General features: G+C 43.3%; 15 protein-coding genes. 2 read left to right on the top strand and 13 right to left on the bottom strand.

The features are described from left to right. Positions 1 to 3 precede the first annotated feature (3 nt). The 7 genes from DFO73_RS09145 to hutG form a co-directional block, all read right to left on the bottom strand. Positions 4 to 1086: a tartrate dehydrogenase gene (locus DFO73_RS09145; RefSeq protein WP_110064485.1), complete on the bottom strand. Its 1083-nt coding sequence runs from the start codon at positions 1084 to 1086 to the stop codon at positions 4 to 6. Further along, complete coding sequence (locus DFO73_RS09140) at positions 1086 to 2462, bottom strand: FAD-binding oxidoreductase (protein ID WP_110064484.1); 1377 nt, start codon at positions 2460 to 2462, stop codon at positions 1086 to 1088. Before DFO73_RS09140 ends, DFO73_RS09145 begins: the two co-directional genes overlap by 1 nt. A gap of 12 nt (positions 2463 to 2474) precedes the next feature. Then, a complete protein-coding gene (locus tag DFO73_RS09135; RefSeq protein ID WP_110064483.1) occupies positions 2475 to 3743 on the bottom strand; it encodes a TRAP transporter large permease in 1269 nt (422 codons plus the stop codon). After that, a complete protein-coding gene (locus DFO73_RS09130; RefSeq protein WP_110064482.1) occupies positions 3743 to 4222 on the bottom strand; it encodes a TRAP transporter small permease in 480 nt (159 codons plus the stop codon). The genes DFO73_RS09135 and DFO73_RS09130 overlap by 1 nt, the downstream gene beginning before the upstream one ends. Before the next feature lie 75 nt (positions 4223 to 4297). Next, on the bottom strand, positions 4298 to 5332 hold the full coding sequence (locus DFO73_RS09125; RefSeq protein WP_110064481.1) for a TRAP transporter substrate-binding protein: 1035 nt from the start codon (positions 5330 to 5332) through the stop codon (positions 4298 to 4300). 178 nt (positions 5333 to 5510) lie between these two features. Beyond that, a complete protein-coding gene (gltS, locus tag DFO73_RS09120; protein WP_110064480.1) occupies positions 5511 to 6719 on the bottom strand; it encodes a sodium/glutamate symporter in 1209 nt (402 codons plus the stop codon). Between the two features lie 15 nt (positions 6720 to 6734). Further along, positions 6735 to 7694, bottom strand: a complete 960-nt coding sequence (hutG, locus tag DFO73_RS09115; protein ID WP_110064479.1) for a formimidoylglutamase — start codon at positions 7692 to 7694, stop codon at positions 6735 to 6737. Positions 7695 to 7823: 129 nt separating this feature from the next. Here hutG and DFO73_RS09110 point away from each other — a divergent pair, with 129 nt between their 5' ends. Beyond that, positions 7824 to 8705: a LysR family transcriptional regulator gene (locus DFO73_RS09110; protein ID WP_110064478.1), complete on the top strand. Its 882-nt coding sequence runs from the start codon at positions 7824 to 7826 to the stop codon at positions 8703 to 8705. 103 nt (positions 8706 to 8808) lie between these two features. Here the strand turns inward: DFO73_RS09110 and argH are convergent, their stop codons facing one another. From argH to DFO73_RS09085, 5 genes are read right to left on the bottom strand one after another with little or no spacing between them, the layout of a single operon-like run. Next, positions 8809 to 10299: an argininosuccinate lyase gene (gene argH, locus DFO73_RS09105; protein ID WP_110064477.1), complete on the bottom strand. Its 1491-nt coding sequence runs from the start codon at positions 10297 to 10299 to the stop codon at positions 8809 to 8811. A 16-nt stretch (positions 10300 to 10315) separates the two neighbouring features. Further along, the gene (locus DFO73_RS09100) at positions 10316 to 12007 is read right to left on the bottom strand and encodes an ABC transporter permease (RefSeq protein WP_110064476.1); all 1692 of its coding nucleotides are present in this window, start codon (positions 12005 to 12007) and stop codon (positions 10316 to 10318) included. Beyond that, positions 12004 to 13110, bottom strand: a complete 1107-nt coding sequence (locus DFO73_RS09095) for an ABC transporter ATP-binding protein (protein ID WP_110064475.1) — start codon at positions 13108 to 13110, stop codon at positions 12004 to 12006. Before DFO73_RS09095 ends, DFO73_RS09100 begins: the two co-directional genes overlap by 4 nt. 14 nt (positions 13111 to 13124) lie before the next feature. After that, a complete protein-coding gene (locus DFO73_RS09090) occupies positions 13125 to 14222 on the bottom strand; it encodes an extracellular solute-binding protein (protein WP_110064799.1) in 1098 nt (365 codons plus the stop codon). 16 nt (positions 14223 to 14238) lie between these two features. Then, entirely contained in the window at positions 14239 to 15450 is a 1212-nt protein-coding gene (locus tag DFO73_RS09085) for an ROK family transcriptional regulator (protein ID WP_258309354.1), read from the bottom strand. A gap of 312 nt (positions 15451 to 15762) precedes the next feature. On the opposite strand from DFO73_RS09085, the gene DFO73_RS09080 reads away from it, so the two are divergent. Further along, positions 15763 to 18267 carry an NEW3 domain-containing protein gene (locus DFO73_RS09080; RefSeq protein WP_110064474.1) on the top strand — a complete coding sequence of 835 codons (2505 nt, stop codon included), beginning with the start codon at positions 15763 to 15765 and terminating at the stop codon, positions 18265 to 18267. A 153-nt stretch (positions 18268 to 18420) separates the two neighbouring features. Here the strand turns inward: DFO73_RS09080 and DFO73_RS09075 are convergent, their stop codons facing one another. Then, positions 18421 to 20427 (bottom strand): penicillin-binding transpeptidase domain-containing protein, encoded by a 2007-nt coding sequence (locus DFO73_RS09075; RefSeq protein WP_110064473.1) that lies wholly within the window; start codon positions 20425 to 20427, stop codon positions 18421 to 18423. Between the last annotated feature and the right edge of the window lie 76 nt (positions 20428 to 20503).

The raw sequence follows: 20503 nt of genomic DNA, 5'->3' as shown, positions 1-20503 counted from the left end.
TTTTTATAAACCTTCCTTCACTAGAAGTTTTTGCTGTAAAGCCTCGCTGATGGCAAAGCCCATTTCACTTGTCGTGGCACTTCCGCCAAGGTCTGGTGTCCGAACTTTCCCTTCCACGAGAACCTGTTCAACGGCTTCGATAATAACTGATGCCAAATCTGCTCTTCCCAGATGTTCAAGCATAAGTGCTGCCGACCAAATCTGCGCAATCGGATTGGCAATTCCCTTCCCGGCAATATCAGGTGCCGAGCCATGGACAGGCTCAAACATCGATGGGAAATCGCCTTCCGGGTTCAAATTGGCAGACGGTGATAGGCCAAGGCCTCCGACCACGGCAGATCCCAGGTCACTTAAAATATCGCCGAATAAATTGGACGCGACAACCACTTCGAAATCAGCAGGTCTCTCTACAAAATAAGCAGCCAGTGCATCAATATAATAGCTATCCAGTTTAATAGACGGATATTCCTCGGCAACTGTACGGACCACATCATCCCAAAGCTTCATAGAATGGATAATAGCGTTGGACTTAGTTGCACTTGTAACTGATTTTTTTCCATGCTTCTTTGCGTATTCAAAGGCGAATTTTGCTGCTTTGGCAGTACCGATCCGAGTAATAATGGTGTTTTGAACAGCTACTTCCTCTTCAAGGCCTGGATATAAACGTCCGCCGCTGTTGGAGTATTCTCCCTCGGCATTTTCACGGACAATCACGAAATCAATGTCCTCTCCCTCAAAGCGGGAAGAAACGCCCTTTAGCATTTTGACCGGTCTTAAATTAATGTACTGACGGAATTGCTTCCGGATTGGCATGATTAGTTCCCAAACAGTTACATCGTCAGGTACTCTTTTATCACCTATCGCGCCGAATAAAATCGCATCATATTTTTTCAGCGTTTCCAATGCGTTATCCGGCATCATTTTTCCATGCTGGAGATAGTACTCGCTGCTCCAGTCAAAGGTTTCAAACTCCAGATCAAGTGATGGGTCCAGTTTTTTCAAAAGCTCCAAAACTTTAACCGCTTCATTTACAACCTCAGGCCCGATTCCGTCACCAGGCAATACAGCTATTCGATGGTTTGCCATTAGCTATGCACCTCTTCCATTTCGACTATTTTTCCGGGATTTAAAATATTGTTCGGATCCAATGCCTTTTTGATCATTCTCATGACCGGCAAAGCAGTGCTCCGTTCTTCCTTTAAAAATTTCATTTTACCGATGCCGACACCATGCTCGCCGGTACAGGTTCCGCGGTGATCAATCGCAAACTTCACCATTTTTCCATTAAACTCGTGGAATCGTTCCATCTCATCCCGATTATCAGTGTCCAAACCGAACGCCACATGGAAATTCCCGTCACCGACATGGCCAAGAATCGCTCCATCGAGCTTGTATTCATCGAGGAGCCGTCGGGTATGGGCAATGGTTACGGCCAATTGCGAAATCGGCAGACATACATCTGTCGCAACAAGCTTGCAGCCTGGCTTCTTCCCTAGAATCGCCAGTGCTGCCTGATGGCGTGCCTCCCAAAGCTGGGCCCGTTTCAGCGAATCATGTTCATACTCGAATTTCACCGTTCCGGCATCCTCCATGAGCTCTTTTATGACTGCAATTCCCTGTTTTGTTGCTTCTGCCGTCCCGTTGTACTCTAAAAAGAGCGTTGGCACTTCTTCAAAATCTGTCCCTTTGAATTCATTAACCGCCTGAATCGTCGCAGCGTCCACAAGTTCCATTTTTCCAATATCAACACCGGACTGAAGCACAAGCTCAGCCGCCTTCCCTGCTTCCTCCACACTCTCAAAAGCAGCTTTCGCAACAACCGTAGCCTCAGGGATACCAGCAAGCTTAAGCGTTAATTCAGTAAAAATACCGAGTGTTCCTTCAGATCCGATCAGCAGTTCTGTCAGGTTATAGCCAGCAGACGATTTAACGGTTTGCCCGCCTGCAGCAACAACACTTCCATCTGCCAGTACCGCCTGCAGGCCGAGCACATTATGCTTCATCGTTCCATACTTAACGGCGTTTGTTCCGCTCGCATTGGTTGCGGCCATTCCGCCGAGTGTTGCATCGGCTCCGGGATCAATCGGGAAGAATAAACCATACTTTTTCAAATGCTTATTCAGCTGCATTCTCGTAACACCTGGCTGGACTTTTACAAGAAAGTCCTCAGGATAGACGGCAACTACCTCGTTCATTAATGTAAAATCCATGCTGATGCCGCCATTTAGCGGAAGCAGGTGGCCTTCAAGGCTGCTGCCTGCTCCGAAAGGAACAACAGCCACCTTGTTTGCCGCAGCATATTTTACGATTGCGACAACTTCATCCTCCGTTTTCGGAAAAACCACGACATCTGGCTTTTTCCTAACGTGGTAGTCCATACCGCCTGCATGATGCTCAAGCACCGTTTCATTCACACTGACGCGTTCAGGGTCTTTTAAAATCTCCAGCAAATCTTGATACATATTCCTTCACCTCTATTTGTCTAGTAAAAACAAGCTGATTGATGGCATAAAGCTTAGAATCAATACATCGATGATCAGAACAATAATGAATGGCATGATCGCGCGAACGATGTGCTCCAGCCTGATATTAGCGATATTTGACGCCACAAACAGGTTGATGCCGACTGGCGGCGTGATCATTCCGATGGCAAGGTTAACAACCATGATAACCCCGAAGTGGACGAGATCCATGCCGGCTGCCGATGCTATCGGCACAAGAATTGGCGCCATAATGACGATCGCTGCAGACGTCTCCAGGAATGTTCCGACAATCAGCAGAATGACATTAATAATGATTAAAATCATAATGGCATTGGACGTAATCCCCAGCATGCCTTCTGAAATTTGCGCCGGGATTTGCTCTCTTGTTAAAAGAAAGCCGAAGATCGACGCACAGGAAATAATAAATAAAATAACCGAAGAAGTGATCGCCGAAGAAATGAAGATTTCCGGCAGGTCCTTCCACTTGATCTCCTTATAGATTAAAAGACCTACAATCAGACCATACACAACTGCAACAACAGATCCTTCTGTCGGGGTGAAAATTCCCCCGTATATGCCTCCCAGAATGATGACAGGCATGAGGATGGCTAAAATGGCGCTCTTAAACGCAGATGCAACTTCCTTTAATGAGCTCCTTTCTTCCTTGCCGTACCCCCTTTTACGGGAGATGAAATAAGCAACAAGAATAAGAGACATTCCCACAAAAACCCCTGGGATGATACCAGCGATAAATAGATCACCGATGGAGGCTCCGGCTATGACACCGAATAGAATCAGCGGAACACTTGGCGGAATCATAACCCCAATCGTACCGCCGGCTGCCTGGATCGCGGTTGAAAAGCTTTTATCATAGCCGCGTTTTACCATTGCCGGAATCAGGATGCTTCCGACGGCTGCAGTCGTAGCCGCTGCAGATCCGGAAATGGCTGCGAAAAACATACAGGTTACAATCGATACCATCGCCAGTCCGCCATGAAGGCTTCCGACCAGCGTACTGGAAAAATTGATTAAGCGCTTTGAAATCCCGCCAGATTCCATCAGTTTTCCGGCCAATATGAAAAACGGCACAGCCATAAGCGTAAAAGAATCGGTAGAAGTAAACATCTTTTGGACAATAACCATCAATGGAACATTATCCTGAACCATTAAAACAATCATGGAAGCGAGCCCGAGGGCAACCGCAACCGGAACGTTAATGAGAAAAAGCATTAGCAGCAATCCGAATAATAGCCATGCCATCAGTTACTCGCCTCCTTTCCCCATTCCGAAACGGTTATGTAGAGCAGATTGATGACAAATAAAATACTTGAGATCGGAATGACCGTATAAACAAAGCCCATCGGCAGCTGCAGGGCTGGCGAGGTTTGTACCATGCTTCGTTCGATAAATACAAAGCTATTAACGATTATTTGATAGAAGAAAAAAACCACTAGTGCGGTTGAGATGACTAACATCACCCTTCTCACCGCTTTATTTGCTTTTTCAAAAAGCAGCTCGATGCTCGGATGCGCTTTTACGCTGACCGCATAGCCCGCCCCCAAAAAAGTAATCCAAACAAGCAGGTAGCGTGATAATTCCTCCGTCCAGGCAAGCGGCTGATCCAGCACAAACCGGAATAGCACCTGTAAAAAGACCACAATAACCATAATGAAAAATAGAAAGATCAGTATCCATTTAATGAAAGCATTCAATGAATCTACTAATTTTTTAACCACCATAGACTTCCCCTTATGTGTAAAAAACTTGGTCTGTGCCGGCGTCAAATTCCGGCACTCGCCAAGTTTCATGTTTTATTATTTCGTGTTTAAAATGGCGTCAAGTTTTTCTTTGCCGAATTCAGATTCATATTTTTCATAGACAGGCTGGATCGCTTCACGGAAAGGAGCTACATCCACTTCCTCTACGATTTCCATTCCCTGCTCTTTCAGTACCTTTAAGGATTCTTCATCAGACTTTGTAATCAGGTCGCGGATTTGGTCGCCCGCCTTTTTCGATTCTTCTTTTAAGATATCCTGATACTCCGCAGGAAGCGTATCCCAGACAGATTTACTGAACATGATGACAGCCGGTGAATATAGATGGCCAGTTAATGTCATGTATTTTTGGTTCGCTTCATAAAGCTTGTACGTATCTGCTACAACGATTGGGTTTTCCTGCGCATCAACCACTCCCTGCTGAAGGGCTGTTAGCGCTTCAGTCCAGGCCATTGGTGTTGGCTTTGCTCCTAATGCGTTAAAGGCATCAAGATGGATTGGGTTTTCCTGAGTACGGATCTTCAAGCCTTTCAAATCTTCAGGCTTATTGACTGGATGCTTGGCGTTCGTAATATGGCGGAAACCATTTTCACCCCATGCAAGACCAACAATGCCTACATTCTCCATGCCTTTTAAAAGCTCCTGCCCAACTTCTCCATCAAGCACTTTGTAAGCATGTTCTCTTGATTCAAATAAAAACGGCATGTCCACGATCCCAATTTCCGGATAGAAGTTCGCAATTGGCGCTGTAGAAGAAACCGACATATCAGCCGTTCCAAGCGTAAGTGCCTCAGTAAGCTCTCTTTCCGCTCCAAGCTGGCTTAACGGGAATACTTCAATCTTTACTTTTCCGTCAGTACGCTCTTCCACATTTTTAGCAAGCTCCAATAAACCAATGTGATAAGGATGGTCCTCTGTTAAAGAATGACCCGCCTTCAAACTGAATGTCTTGCCGCTATCCTTATCAGCTGAATCAGCCTCACCGCCGGTCGAACTGGAACCGCCACCGCCGCAAGCCGACAAAATCAGACTCAGCACCAGCATCGGCACTAACCACAATAATCTCTTCTTCATCTCTCTAAATCCCCCTTTTAATGTTTAACTTGTTAGAATATACAGGCAATTATAACACCTTTTACGCTTTTATGCGGTAAATTTTTTGTGAATTTTTCGAAATAAATAGGTACCAGGTACCACCCGAATTTTGTCGAATAAAAATAGGAGCTGAAATTGCTTCAGCCCCTAGAATTTATTATTTTAGTAAATTAATGCTTGTAATAATGATTGGCATGGCGAATACGTCGATGAGGAATGCTCCGACGATTGGGACAATTAAAAATGCTTTTGGGGATGGACCAAAGCGGTCAGTAATGGCAGCCATATTTGCCATTGCATTTGGAGTGGCTCCCAGACCATGGCCAGTGAAGCCTCCTACCATAACAGCAGCATCGTAGTCTTTACCAAATAACCTAAATAGAACAAATACCCCTAGAAGTACAATAAATAGAACTTGAACAAAAACAATTATTAACATTGGAAGGGCTAAACCTGCGACCTCCCATAGTTTAATACTCATCAAAGCCATGGAAAGGAAAATGCCAAGCGTTACATCACCAATTAAGCTAATACTTTTCATATCCACAATGTTTTTATTAAAGCTATCCAGAATATTTCTGAATATAACCGCTACAAACATGGCTCCAACATAGCTAGGCAGTACAAAGCCTGTAACGGTGGAGAATAACTCACCCAAATATGAACCTGCAGCCATACAAAAAGTTATGATTAGGATCTGAACCATAAACTTTTGGGAATTGAATTCAAAAGCAGATTTCCCAGATACCTCTTCACTAGCTGCTGCCACCTCTACTGATGCATCAGCTTCAGATGGATTCAATTTGTATTTTGTAATAAGGTATTTAACTGTTGGCCCTCCGACAAGACCTCCAGCTATTAACCCAAATGTAGCTGCTGCAAGGCCGACTGACAGAGCAGAGTTTACTCCCAGCTCCTCAATTGTTCCGCCGAATGCAGTGGCAGCTCCGTGCCCTCCTTCCATGGACACAGCACCAACCATTACCCCTAATAAAGGCTCAAGTCCTAGAACACTTGCTAAAGAAATTCCAATGACACTCTGGCATAATGCCAATACTCCGCACGCAAGCCAATAGATAACCAGCAATTTGCCGCCGAGCTTTACCAATTGAAAGCTCGCTCCCAATCCGACCGTCGTGAAGAATGTCAGCATGAATACACTTTGCAGGGAAGTATCTAATGTAATAGTTAAAAGTCCTGTCTGTTTAAAAATAGTTACAAGAATGGCAAATAACAAACCACCCACAACTGGAGCAGGAATGCAAAACCGTTTTAAAAATGAAACTTTATTAATCAGGTACCCTCCAGCTATGAGTAAGGCAACCGCCAAAAAGATGGTGGTAACATTGTTTAATTCCAAGTCCATATTGTACCCCCTAGATTATTTGTTAAAATTCATGAGTGCTTCCTTAATGAAATGTGCTGCTAAAGCTATCGTTTTTTTACCTTCATCAAACGAAGGATTTACTTCACATACATCAAAGGAGATTGTTTTATCCTTTGAAACAATATACCTTACTAACTTTCGCACTGTTTTCGGGTCAAGACCAAATGGGGAAGGTGCACTTACTCCAGGAGCAAAAGAAGAAATAATGGCATCTGTACATAAAGTGAGAATAAGGGTGTCATATTGTACAGCAAAATCATCTATTTGCTTTAATGCACCAGCCGTTTCTGCGGATGAAAGCTGCTCCTCCAATATATAACTCACATTATATTTACGGGCTGTCTCAAATAAAGCGGCCGTGTTCCCCAGTTTTTGAATTCCAGCGGCTAAGTATCCGCAATTTTGATCCTGATCCAAAATCTGTTTAAACATAGTACCCGAGGACGTTTGCTGATCATACGGCCTCATATCAAAATGGGCATCTATATTAATGATTCCCACACTCGCTTCGGGGCCTAAGTACTCCCTGACCCCTAGATAGTGGCCATAAAAGGTCTCATGGCCGCCTCCTATAATAACAGGAGTTACTCCTTTTTTAAAAAGAGAGGAAACGGCTTTTCCCAGTTCAGCTTGAGCCTCTTCCATGTTTTCCCCAACACATTCTATATCACCTGTATCAAACACATTTGCATTCGGCGGCAAATGCCAGGGCAATTTTGCAATGGCCAGCCTAACTTCTTCCGGTGCTTTTGCGGCTCCTCTCCTGCCCCGATTCCTTATAACTCCTTCATCACACCTAAAACCAATCAGGCCAAACGATTGGCCAGCCCCCGCTTCCTCAGTATCAGCGGTGAGGTCCATCAATTTTACCTGCTGGTGAAACCGAAAACTAAGTGGGTCTGTTTCACTATCAATTCTCCCGATCCAATGATTGCTAGACGGCTGAATATACATATTTCCTCCTGCTGTTTATAAATTCTGAATTTTTATCCTATAAAAAGTATATTTAAGTTAATATATAATTACCAATACCAAAATTATATATATTAATAGTTTGAAACTATAAATGAGAGGTGAATACATTTGGATCTTCGGCAGCTTCGTTATTTTACCACTGTAGTAAAGGAAAAGAATTTTTCTAAGGCCGCTGGCATACTGCATATTTCTCAGCCTTCCTTAAGCAACAGCATAATGAAGCTGGAAACTGAAATAGGGATTCAGCTTTTGGAAAGGAACACGAGAAGCTTAACTCTTACAGAATCAGGGGAAATTTTTTATACACGTGCCATGGATCTTATAAAAAAGCATGAATATATGTTAAAGGATCTCGATGAAATTAGACAAACAGGAAGCGGCATGATCTCGATTGGACTGATCGAATCTTCTAAATACTGGATTCCTAAAACGATTAAACAGTTTAAGAAAAGTTATCCTAATATAGAAATCCATTTTAAAGAACTGCTTGGCCATAAACAGGTTTTAGAGTCGCTGTCCAATTATGATGTTCACTTTACAATTACAAACCAGCCGATTCATAGCGATGAAATTGAGGTTGCCCCCATTTATATAGAAAATCTGCTTCTGGTCATGCATAAAGATGACGAGCTTAATCGTCTAGTTTCCATATCTTTGAATGATCTCACGGAACACGATTTTATTATCAGCACAGCCGGCTTCCAGACGAGAGATGATGTTTTAAATGCATTTCAGCATGAAAATCTAACTCCAAATATCATGTATGAAATCGAGCGTTTAGAAACCGCCTGCAGCCTGGTTGAACATGGCCTTGGAATTGCCATCCTGCCGGAAAGCTATGTTAAATATTACTCAAACCCTAACCTCGTGACTCGCTCTATTGATTCAAGGTTTCTGCAAAGGCCTGTTTATATTGCCTTTTGGAAAGACCGCAATCTAACACCGGCAGTGTTTCATTTAATCGAAGAAATACAGAGCCTCTTTGTTTGAATTTTTCAGGTACCAGGTACCACCCGAATTTTGTCGAAAAAAAAAAGCTGCCATCTCGATCGGCAGCTATATTAACCTTTGCTCATATTCATCTGAAAAATATCTAAAACCTAAACCCGATTAGGTTAGCTCTTTTCTCCTTAAGCTTCCTTACAGTTCCTTCATAGTTCAGCAGTTCCCCTGTAAGTGTTTCGGTCCGATTTTTGATCATTCTGGAAACCTCTTCCGGATTCGGACCGCCTTGTAAATTTCGGATTTGAACGAAGTATTCAGGTGATATGATTTTCTTCCACTCTTCCTCTGTCAGGGAGACTGGGACGAATCCTTGGATCACTTCATTAACATCGTCCACTTTCCAGTCACATAGTTCCTTTTGTTCTTTAACAGTTTGTTTGGATATATAGCTGGCAATGGAGTGTGCTTTTCTGAAAGGGATGCTGTAGTCTCTGGATAGGGTGTCTGCCAATTCAGTGATGGTAATGCAGGATTTCTTCGCCATTTCTCTAGCATGTTCTTTATTGACTTTTAGAGTAGCAATGACTGCGTACATGAGCTTTAACACACGGTTGGCATTATTGAAGGCCCGGTATAGATGTGGCTGCAGATCATCTTCAGTATCAACGATATCGCCAAAAGGCGTATTATGAACCATGTTCATCGCTGCAAAAGCCTCCCCGTATGCACTGCTTGCAATAGACCTGGAATGCTCAATGGAAACAGGATTCCGTTTTTGCGGCATGATGCTGCTGACCTGAACATATGGGTCAGCCACCATGAAGGTTCCAAACTCCCTTGTCACATGCTGAAGAAAATCCTGAATCCATCTGCCGGTATTAACCATACAAGTCATGAGTGCGGACGAAGTCTCAAGCAAGTAGTCTGCTCCCCCGATGGAATCGTAGGAATTCTCAATGATTGCATCAAATCCTAATAACTCTCGAGTGCGGTCACGGCAGATCGGGAAACCGGTTGTGGTAAGTGCGGCTGCACCCAGTGAGGATTGGTTGACTGTTTTATAAGCAGCCCATAGCCGCTTAATATCCCGCTGCAGTACATCATAGATTGCCAGAAGATAATGGCCTAAAGTCGTTGGCTGGGCTGGCTGTGTATGAGTATAACCAGTCATATAGGTCTCTTTATGCATTTCTGCCTGCTCAAGCAATGCCTCGCTTAGCTGATAGGCGCTGCCAAGAAGCTGCAGCAGGTGCTCCCTGAGGACAAGTCTATACATGGCAATACCCATATCATTCCGGCTGCGCGCGATATGAATCTTCCCAGCTAGCTCATCCCCGATCTCTTCCCCTATTTTTGCTTCCATCATAAAGAAGAGATCTTCAAACTGAGGCTGGTAGCATAGTAAACTGGTGTCTGCCCCGGCAACTTTATTGATCCCTTCCAGCATAATTTTTGCTTCTTCTTCGGGAATGATTTCCTGTTCGGCCAGCATGATCACATGTGCCCGGTGGATATCAAACATGACATGAAACAAATAATCTCTCTGGTCATTAAAAACCGGCATTAACAGTTCTTCTACATATGTTTTTCCAGGAAAAGCAAGTCCTTCATTTTTGATAAATTCTTCTAATTTGCTCATTTTTTCAACTCCGTTTTTATGACAATGATTTTTCCGCTTTCACTCCGAAAAACTTATTTGATATGAAAAGCACTAACGCAATTAATGCAATTTGTATCATTCCGTAAGCAGCAGCCTGCCCCATATTAAACATGCGTAGCTGATTCATAATCTCGATTGAAATCGGGCGATTGGATATGGTATACAGCAATACGGAGGTCGGAAATTCACCGACAGACTCAACAAATGCAAGCAAAGTCCCAGATAAAACCCCCGGCATAATAAGAGGGAGAATGACTTTTCTAAATGTATAAAACCACTTTGCACCCAAACTCCTTGATGCTTCTTCTATGGAATCATCTAATTGCTCCAATACGGCATTGGTCGATCTGACAACCAAAGGAATATGCCGGATAAAATAAGCAAGCGGCAAAATCCAGAATGTACCGACAAGAATATTCCCAAATAAAAAAATGGTTGGCTCATTAAAAGCAAAAATTAAGTTCATCCCAATGACTGTGGCAGGCAATGCCCAAGGAATCATGACCAATATATCCACGAAGCTTTTGCCGACAAATTTCCTTTTGACCAAAACATAAGAAGCCAATACCCCAAAAACCAGGTTTCCTGCTGTAGCAATACATGACAGAATCAAACTGTTCTTTAATGGCTTGAAAATATTCGGGTCCTGGAACAATAAACGATAGTTTTCAAAGTTAAACACAGATGGATAGGTTTGCCATGTCCATGTGCCATCAGGTACGAGGGACAGAAGGAGAATCGTGAAATGCGGCAGCAGCAAAATGATGACACCTACAACGCCCGTAAAGACTAAAATCCACTTCAAAACAGGATGATTCACTTCACTGCGATGAGCACCAATTCCCTTTGATGCCATCCGATAATCCTTTCGATTTTGATACCAGCGCATAAATAGCAAAAAGCTAATCGACACGATGGATAAAATAACGGATTGTGTTGCAGCAACTTCCATATCTCCGTTAATTTTAGAAAAATAAATCTGCAAACTTAATACCCTGTAGCCTCCTGCAAGTAAGAACGGCGCACTGAAAGATGCCATCGATATCATAAAAACAAGCAAAGAGGCAGCCACTATAGCCGGTGTTAATAAAGGAAAAGTAACTTTCCAAAAAACTTTAAAACGGTTTGCTCCAAGATTATATGCGGCTTCCTCCAAGGAAGGATCAATTTTATTAATAGCTGATGAAACAGTCATATAAAAATAAACATACATCGTGTAAGCATGGACAATCAAAATGCCAGATACACCGCCAATTTTAAATGGGACTTCATCCAGCCCAAATAAATCTTTAATGGCATTCGGAATCAAACCTGTCTCACCATATAAAAACATAAAGGCCATAACCCCCACCAATGACGGAAGGACAATAGGCATAATGGCAGCTGATGCGAAAAACCCCCTGCCCGGAAAATCATACCTGTTGAAAATGAATGCCAGCGGAATGCCAATAAATGCACTTACAAGGACACTCAAAATCGAGATATAAACAGAATTCCACAAGGCTTCCAAATTCGTTTTGGATTCCTGTGAAAAGAAATCACTATAATTGCCAAAAGTCATGCTGCCGTCTTTTTGCAAGCTTTCCATAAAAGTCCGAAAAGATGGGTATAACACATAGGCTACCAATACTAAAAGGACTGGAATGAGAAGCAGCAGTGTTAATCTTGTATCCCGATTCTTAATCATGATCCATCACCATTAACAACTGGGATAATCCGCATCTGCTCATCAGGAAGTTCCACCCATACCTCCGAACCCGCTTCCAGGTTTCTTGATAAACCGCTATTAAGTGCGTTTACCTGCAGCTGCAGGCCGCCAGTACGGACAAGGATATTGATAAGGGAACCAAAGAATTGTACTTCCTCAATAGTTCCTTTGAAAATATTTTTCCCTTCCCTCTCTTCGTCCAATATATTGATAGCTTCCGGCCGGATCGATAAAGCTAAATTACCTTTGTTTTCCTCCTTATAATTAAATGGAGCATTTCTGACAGCAAGCTCACTCGAACTCTCACCGTTCTGCACCATTACATAAATATATTCCTGCTCAACTTTCCCGATTTTTACAGGAAGTAAATTAATCTCCCCAATAAACCCAGCTACAAAATCATTGGCAGGCTCATTATAAATTTCAGATGGTGTCCCCACCTGGTGGCAGACCCCAAAATTGAACACCGCAATCCGGTCGCTCATGGAAAGAGCTTCCGCCTGATCATGGGTAACATAGATAGTGGTGATTTTATAATCCTTTTGCAATCTTAGTATTTCGCTTCTCATTTCATCACGAAGCTTTGCATCCAAATTACTAAGAGGTTCATCCAAAAGCAAAATTTCCGGCTCTATCACTAAAGCCCTCGCTAATGCGACACGCTGCTGCTGACCTCCGCTTAACTGGCTCACCTGACGATCGGCGTATTGCTCAAGCCTCACCTTTTGCAATACATCCTTGACTTTTATATTGAGCTCCTTGGAGCCAAGCTTTCTAACCCTTAATCCAAACGCCACATTTTCAAAGACCGTCATGTGAGGAAAAAGGGCATAGTTTTGGAAAACCATGCCCGTATTTCTCTTTTCAGGAGGTACACGCGTCATATCCTTTTTGCCGAAACGGACAACACCTTTAGTAGGATAATAGAAACCAGCAATCATCCGCAGTGTGGTAGTCTTACCGCATCCACTTGGTCCAAGGAAGGTAAAGAATTCCCCATCCTTTATATCAAGGTTTAAATGATCAACTGCAATAACCTTCCCAAAGGCTTTTTGGACATTATCAATGTTTATAGACGCCATACCTATTACACTTCCTATTCTTTAATTTCTTTCTCTCCGCTCTTAATGTTTTCATCCCAATGCTTCATCCAGCTGTCACTATGCTCCTGAAATACTTTCCAATCGATATCCATGCTCTTGATTTCTGTATTGGTAATCCACTCAGGAAGTCCTTCAATGTCATCCCTTGTTGGAATGCGGTAGAATTCCTCAGCAAGGATTTTGGCTGCTTCCGGCGTATTGACAAACTCATAGAAGGCTTCTGCCGCTTTTGGATGCGGAGCTTCATTCACAATCGCAATTCCTTCTGTCAAGACAGGTGTACCGCTTTCCGGAATAATAAATTCAAAAGGATAGTTTTTGTTTTCTTTTAGCATAACGACGTCAGGCATCGCCCAGACAGAAAGCTTTCCTTCCCCTTTGGCCACTTTGTTGTACATCATTTCAGGATTCGCTGCGTACTCTTTTGTGTTTGCATCCAATTTTTCAAGCCATTCGTATCCGGCAGCTGTATCATTGGAATCCTTGAAATCACGATAAATCATCGCAGAAAAAATCGTTCTCATCGTACCGGAAGCAAGCGGGTAGCGGATAATGATTTCATCCTTCCACTTAGGGTCAAGAAGCTCATCCCAGTCTTTAGGCGCTTCTTCTTTGGACAATTCTTTGCTGTTATACATAATGACTTCTGGTGTTTGGCTTGTGCCGGACCAGTTCCAATCCGGATCATGGAATCCTTCCGCCAGGCTACCGGAGTAGGAAGGCTCATATGGTTTTAACAGCCCTTCATCTTTTGCCTGATCAAAGTTCACAGATGGAGCTCCCCACCAAACATCTGCCTGTGGATTATTTTTCTCGGAGCGAATCCGGTCCAGAATCTCCTGTGATCCCATATCAAGCCACTCAACATCAATCTGATATTTTTCCTCGAATTGCTGTTCAAACTTTGATAAAATATCTTTTCCATGCGGAGAATACACAACAACCTTTTCTTCCAGTTTATTCTCTTTCTCAGCCGGCTCCTTTGAATCGGAACTGGAGCTGGAGCCTTGTTCAGAACTGCATGCAGAAAGCAGTAATGCGGCTGATATGGATAAAGTTGTTAACATCGACGCCCTTTTCTTATTTTTCATTGAAAAATCCCCCTCATTATGAAAATTTAATAATACTTTCATGTTCCCGCAAAAAGAGTGAAACAGCACCAAGTACTCCTGCACTTTCGCCTAATCGTGAAGTCTTCAATTCTACTGAACTGGGAAGATAATGATTCACGATAAGTCGTAATTTGGGCAAAATGTAATCAGATGATTTTAAAACACCACCTCCTAAAATAATTACCTCGGGATTTAATAAGCTTGCAGCATTAATAATTCCATATGCAAGGTGCTCAATGGACTCCTCAATTACCGAAATTGCCAGCTTGTCACCTTTTTTTGCTAGTGTAAAGGCCATTTCTCCAGGCAGTTCTGATTGCTGTGCCTGCAAGTATGCTGGATGATCTGGCTCTTGCTGTATTAATTCTGTCAGTTTTTTGCCGATAGATTTCCCCCCGGCTACACTTTCCAGATAACCATAACGGTGAAAGACCGGCTTGAAGTCTTTTTTCATATCTGTTTTATCCGTTACCATATAGCCCATCTCACCGGCAGCATTTGAATATCCACGGTAAAGCTGATTGTTGATAATGATCCCGCTTCCGATTCCCGTACCGACTGCTATAAACAGAACATTCTGTTTATTTTTGGCGTTTCCCATCCATTGTTCGCCTAATGCAGCAACATTTACGTCGTTGTCTACATGAACTGGAAAGGAGAAGCATTTTTGAGCTTCTTTTAAAAAAGGATATCTTACCCAATTCAAGCTCGGTGCTTCTGCTACTATACCGCTGGATGTTTGGGTGATACCCGGTACACCTGCTCCCATTCCAAGCACCTGTTCCAAAGGAATCTGGCATTCTTCCAGCATGACATGAACCTCTTTGGAGATTTGCTTAAGAAGTCCTGATTCCAAAAATTGATTGGTTGAAAAACTGCTTGAATTTACAATGTTCCCTCCCAGATCACTAATAACAGTCTTTACTTTCGTGCCGCCGATGTCCGTTCCGATCACATAAGCCGCTTTATCGTTGAAATAGAGTTGTATAGGTCTCCTGCCGCCTTGTGAGGACGACTCTCCTATCCCCTTTTCATACACCCACTTTTCCCCAATCAATTCATCCACTAATAAAGAAACAGTTGGTTTGCTTATGGAAATCTTCGCAGCAATCTCAGCCCTTGAAGTCGGTGAATTCTCCTGAATCCATTGAAGTACCCTTTTCTTATTCATTGATTTCATTTGCATAGGTGTCCCATTTAAATTCATCTCATCACGGCCTTAATTGATTTGGTTAGTAAATATTACTAATTAACTCCAATATAACTTACCTGGTATATGTTTACAACCTATTATTTTAATTTTATGATAATTCAGCATCTTATTATGTCTATGGGAGTTCAATTAAAATAATTAATTTTCTGAATGTTGCAATATTTACAGTTTTACCCTATTATGATATTTGTTAGGTGGAGGTTTATCTGCAGTTAGTTAGGCAGATTAACTAACATGCTTTTTACCCAGGACGAAAGGAGTGCAAAAGAGCTAGGAATTCACCAAAATTGAAAGGGGTTACACACTTTGAAAAGAATCTTTATTTATTTTCTGTCACTAGCGTTAATCCTATCTTTGCTGCCTGTAAGCGGAAGCGCCCAGTCAGATGAGCATGATGCGGATCTATGGAGCGCAGTAAAGCCGCTTGAGACAACTGTCAGTTTTTTGAACACTGGGGCACACCCTGATGATGAGCGAAGTGACTTTCTTGCCTACCTATCAAGAGGCCTCGGCGTAAAAACTTCAAGCCTAATTGCCAACCGCGGTGAAGGCGGCCAGAATGAAATAGGGCTGGAGCTTGGCAACGGCCTTGGAATTATCCGCTCCAGAGAAATGATTGAAGCAGCAAAAATCACAGGTGTAAAAGCCTATCATCTAAGTGAAACGACCTCAGATTCCATCTATGATTTCGGATTTTCGAAAACGAAGGACGAGACTCTTAATCACTGGGGAAAGGATCTTACTTATGAAAGACTAATCCGTTTTATCCGTACTTACCAGCCCGATATTGTTATGCCTTCCTTCAGAGACTCAGATACCCAGCATGGACACCACCGTACAATGACCATCCTAAGTGAAGAAGCTTTCAAAGATGCAGCAGATCCTAACGTTTTTCCTGAACAATTAAAAGAGGGATTATCAGTTTGGCAGATTAAAAAGCACTATTTGCCAGCGGAATCAAAAGATACAGCTGATACTTCCATAGAAATCGGAATGTATGACCCTGTTTACGGTAAATCCTATCCGCAAATAGGTGAACAATCACGCTATATGCACAAAAGCCAGGGGATGGGAAATGACATCCCTGTTGCCCCAAGACAGACTCACCTGGAATTAGTTAATAGCGCTGTTGAGACAAATGGCAGAAAGGAGCTTTTTGCCGGTATCCCTTATGATTTTGAGGAGTGGGCCCAAGCGCTTCCAACGAAAGAGAAAGATTTGCAAGTACAGTTTACTAAATTCCAAAAGAACCTGGATTCTATTATCTCCAGCTATCCTAGTCATAGCAAAGTATTTAGCGAAACTCAAAAGGCCTTAAAAAAAGCAGACCATTTAGTAAAGAAAACAGAAAAGTCCGCGCTGAATGCACAGCTGAAATCTGATTTGCTTCATAAGCTTGAAGTTAAAAAGGATCAACTTTTAGATGCGAGCTTTGTATCCTCTGAGCTTGAAATAAAAGCGGCTGCTGAATCCAACATCCTTACAAAAGGACAGGAAACAGCCGTTACAGTAACGTTAACGAATAAAGGGGAGCAAATGCTGAAGAAAGCTGGTGCTGAACTGTTAACTCCAGAGGGCTGGGAAGTTTCCAGCAAAGCAAAAGCTGCTGACCTTGCACCTGGTGAAACATTAGAAATCAAATATGACGTAGGTGTTCCATCAGACGCAGAGTATTACCATGCATATGCCGAGCCTGCCATACAGGTTAATGTCAGCTATGAGTCTGCCGGAGCAAAGACTGTTAAAGTATCTGAACTTGAAGGCACCATTGCAGTTCTGCCAGACGTCGGACTCACCCTTTCTCCTGAGGATTTAGTTATTAATACTTCTAAGGTTCAGGAAGAAGTTCCAGTAACCGTGAAGGTGAAAAACTACCGCAATGGAGCAGCACAGTCTTCTGTATCCTTGAATGTTCCTGAAGGCTGGTCAGTAAGCCCGGAAACAGCCACGGTTAACTTTGACTCCTCTTTGGAGGAAAAAGAAGTAACTTTTACATTGAATCCGCCAGCCGATATTCAAGACGGAGACTTTAAAATATCCGCCCAGGCTGTTGTGGATGGAAAAACCTTTGATTCTACTGTTCAGGAAATCCAGTATGACCATATTGGCACATTCTATTATCTGTATCCTGCCCAAGTAAATGGAGTGGCCTTTGAATTGCTTGCACCAGATGGCTTAAAGGTTGGCTATATTGAAAGCGGCTTTGATATGGTAGCAGATTATCTGTCAAATGCAGGGCTTGATGTTACAAAGCTCACCGAGTCAGACTTAGCTTCGGGAGATTTAAGCCAGTATGATACAATCGTGGTCGGTATACGCGCCTACTTATCAAGGGAGGATCTTGCTGCGAATAATGACCGTCTGAAACAATATGTAGAAAATGGCGGACATGTGGTGGTTCAGTATCATAAGCCGAACGATGGCTGGGTTACGAAGGACACTGCACCATATCCTCTGACTATTGGCAGCCCATCGATCCGCTGGAGAGTAACAGATGAAAATGCAGCCGTAACCGTATTGCAGCCGGAATCGCCGCTGTTCAACTATCCTAATAAAATTACGGATAATGACTGGGATAACTGGGTTCAGGAAAGAGGATTATATTATCCAATGGACTGGGATGAACGTTTCGAGACCTTCGTGCGCATGGGAGATCCAAATGAAGAACCATTCGACGGCGGCATCCTTATGGCCAACTACGGCGAAGGAACCTACCTCTACACCAACCTGGTATTCTACCGCCAAATCCAAGGCCAAGTCCCAGGCGGCTACCGAATCTTCACTAACTTGATCAGCTACGGGCATAACTAAAGCCATACTCTTTCCGTAAAAGAGAGCTATCGCAAATATGCGATAGCTCTTTTTGGTACCAGGTACCACCCGAATTTTGTCGAATAAAAAAGTGTCTGGGCTCCTTTACAGGAATTCAGACACTTTCTTAAGTACACATATTCAGGTATTACCTTAGAAACGCCCTTTATGCGCCTCGAAGACATTTTTTACTTTATCTACAACCACTTTTGAGCCACCGCTGTTTTCAACCCCCTCGATCATCATCGCAATAAGCAGCTTAGGTGATTGCGGGTTGTAGGCAACGAATAGGCCGTTTTCCTGGCCTTTTTCGTCAGCGCTTTTCTTGAGCTCTGCCGTCCCGGTTTTACCTGCTAAAGGATAGTCATTCATATAGGCAGCACGGCCGGTACCGCCTGGTTCCTGAATGACCTTTTCCATCGTGGACGCCACTGTGTTAGCTATCTCCTCGCTCATCACGCCTTCTTTAAGCACCTGGCCCTTTTCCTCACCTTCCATCAATACAGGCTTTATCATGGAACCTTTGTTGATAAAAGGGGTATATGACGCTGCCAGGTGAAGGATGCTCATCTCAACTTCCCCCTGGCCATAACCGGAGTCGGCGAGCTTAATCTCACTGTCCAGGCTGCCGATTTGGGACTGCTCGAGCGGGAATGCATATGGAATCTCTTCTTCAAATGCAAATTTCTTGAGGCCTGCCGCAAATCGATCTTTCCCAAGCTCAAGAGCCTCCTGGGCAAAATAAATATTATCCGAGTACATCATCGCTTTCTCAAAATTAACGGGACCACCCGGATCTTTTACACGTGTAACTTTATATCCTCCCCATGAGCTGCCTTTCTGCCATTGAAGGCCCTTTACATTAATGGTTTCGTCCAGTGTTAATGTTCCTTCGGTTAGTCCGATTGCACCCGTTAGCGGCTTCATGACAGAACCCGGGGCATAGGTTTGCTTAAAACGGTTCATGAGCGGCATGTCCTTGTTCCCTTCAATCGCCTTCCACTCGTCAGCCGTAAAACCTAATGAAGCCTGGTTAGGATCAAAGCTTGGGCTGCTGACCAGCGCCAAGGTTTCACCTGTTACAGGGTCAATCGCCGCAGCGGTTCCCGGCTTTCCTCCCAGTTCTTTGAAGAGAGACTGCTGTAGATTCACATCAATGGTCAGCTGAATATTTTCGCCGTTCTCTACAGGCTTTTCAGCCAGCACTGCCTCTGAACCATCCTTCTTTTTAATGCCAATTTTGATTCCGTTCGACCCTTTTAGCCGTTCCTCCAGCACCTGCTCCAGTCCTCTTTTTCCGATCATATCAGTACTTGAATAGCCTTCGCGCTCTTTCAGTTCTTCCGCTGTAATAGGTCCCACGTAACCAATCAAATGGGCCGCCGATTCGCCAAAAGGATAAATCCTGCCTTTGGCATCCTGCTTTAAAACTCCCTTTAACGCAAAGACCTTATCAAGCGTTTCCTTATCTTCAGGGGAAACCTTTTTAATCGGTACAAAATAACTTGGCTGTACCCAGCTGGCGTTCAGATTTTTATTAATCTGCTTTTCGGAAACTCCCAGCGCCTCAGACAAACCTTTGATCGTTTGTTCCTTCTGGTCTCCCATCTGCTCAGGAACCACACCGATTTCATAAAGGGTTCCGTTTAAAGCAAGCGGGTCTCCGGTGCGGTCCACAATATCACCGCGCTTAGCCGGAATGGTCGAATAGCTGATCTTGTCCTCAGGCCCCAGCTCAGGAAAAATATATGTCGTATCCCAAGCCACAAACCAGCTTTCCTCATCTTCCGTTTCTTCCCTCACAAGCTTCGCATCATGGGTAAAATCAATCTTCCCGGCTGCACTGTCCATACTAGCAGAAGAAGGAAAACTGGCGCTCTCTTCCTTCTTATATTCCTTTTCCATATCAGGCTCATATGTAACCTTCAAATTGTCTATCTCCAAATCTTTGTAAACCTTTTCATAACGTTCTTTAAAATCCTCTTTGCCGATCGCCTGCTTCGCATCCTCGGAAAGGAATTCATACATCTCTTCGAACTCCTGCTTATTCCAATGATCCACATACTGTGCAAAGCGATCCTGGGGCTTTATCTCCTTATTGCACCCGCTCAAAGCGGCCAAAACCAGGACAGCAAAAACGACAAACCATATCCTTCTCATAAATCACCCTCCCTTCAATAGTTTACCATTTTATTGAAGAAATTACCTAGTACCAGGTACCACCCGAATTTTGTCG

This window comes from Cytobacillus oceanisediminis, assembly GCF_003182355.1.
Taxonomy (GTDB): domain Bacteria; phylum Bacillota; class Bacilli; order Bacillales; family Cytobacillaceae; genus Cytobacillus; species Cytobacillus oceanisediminis_A.
This window is presented reverse-complemented; position numbering and strand designations above follow the sequence as displayed.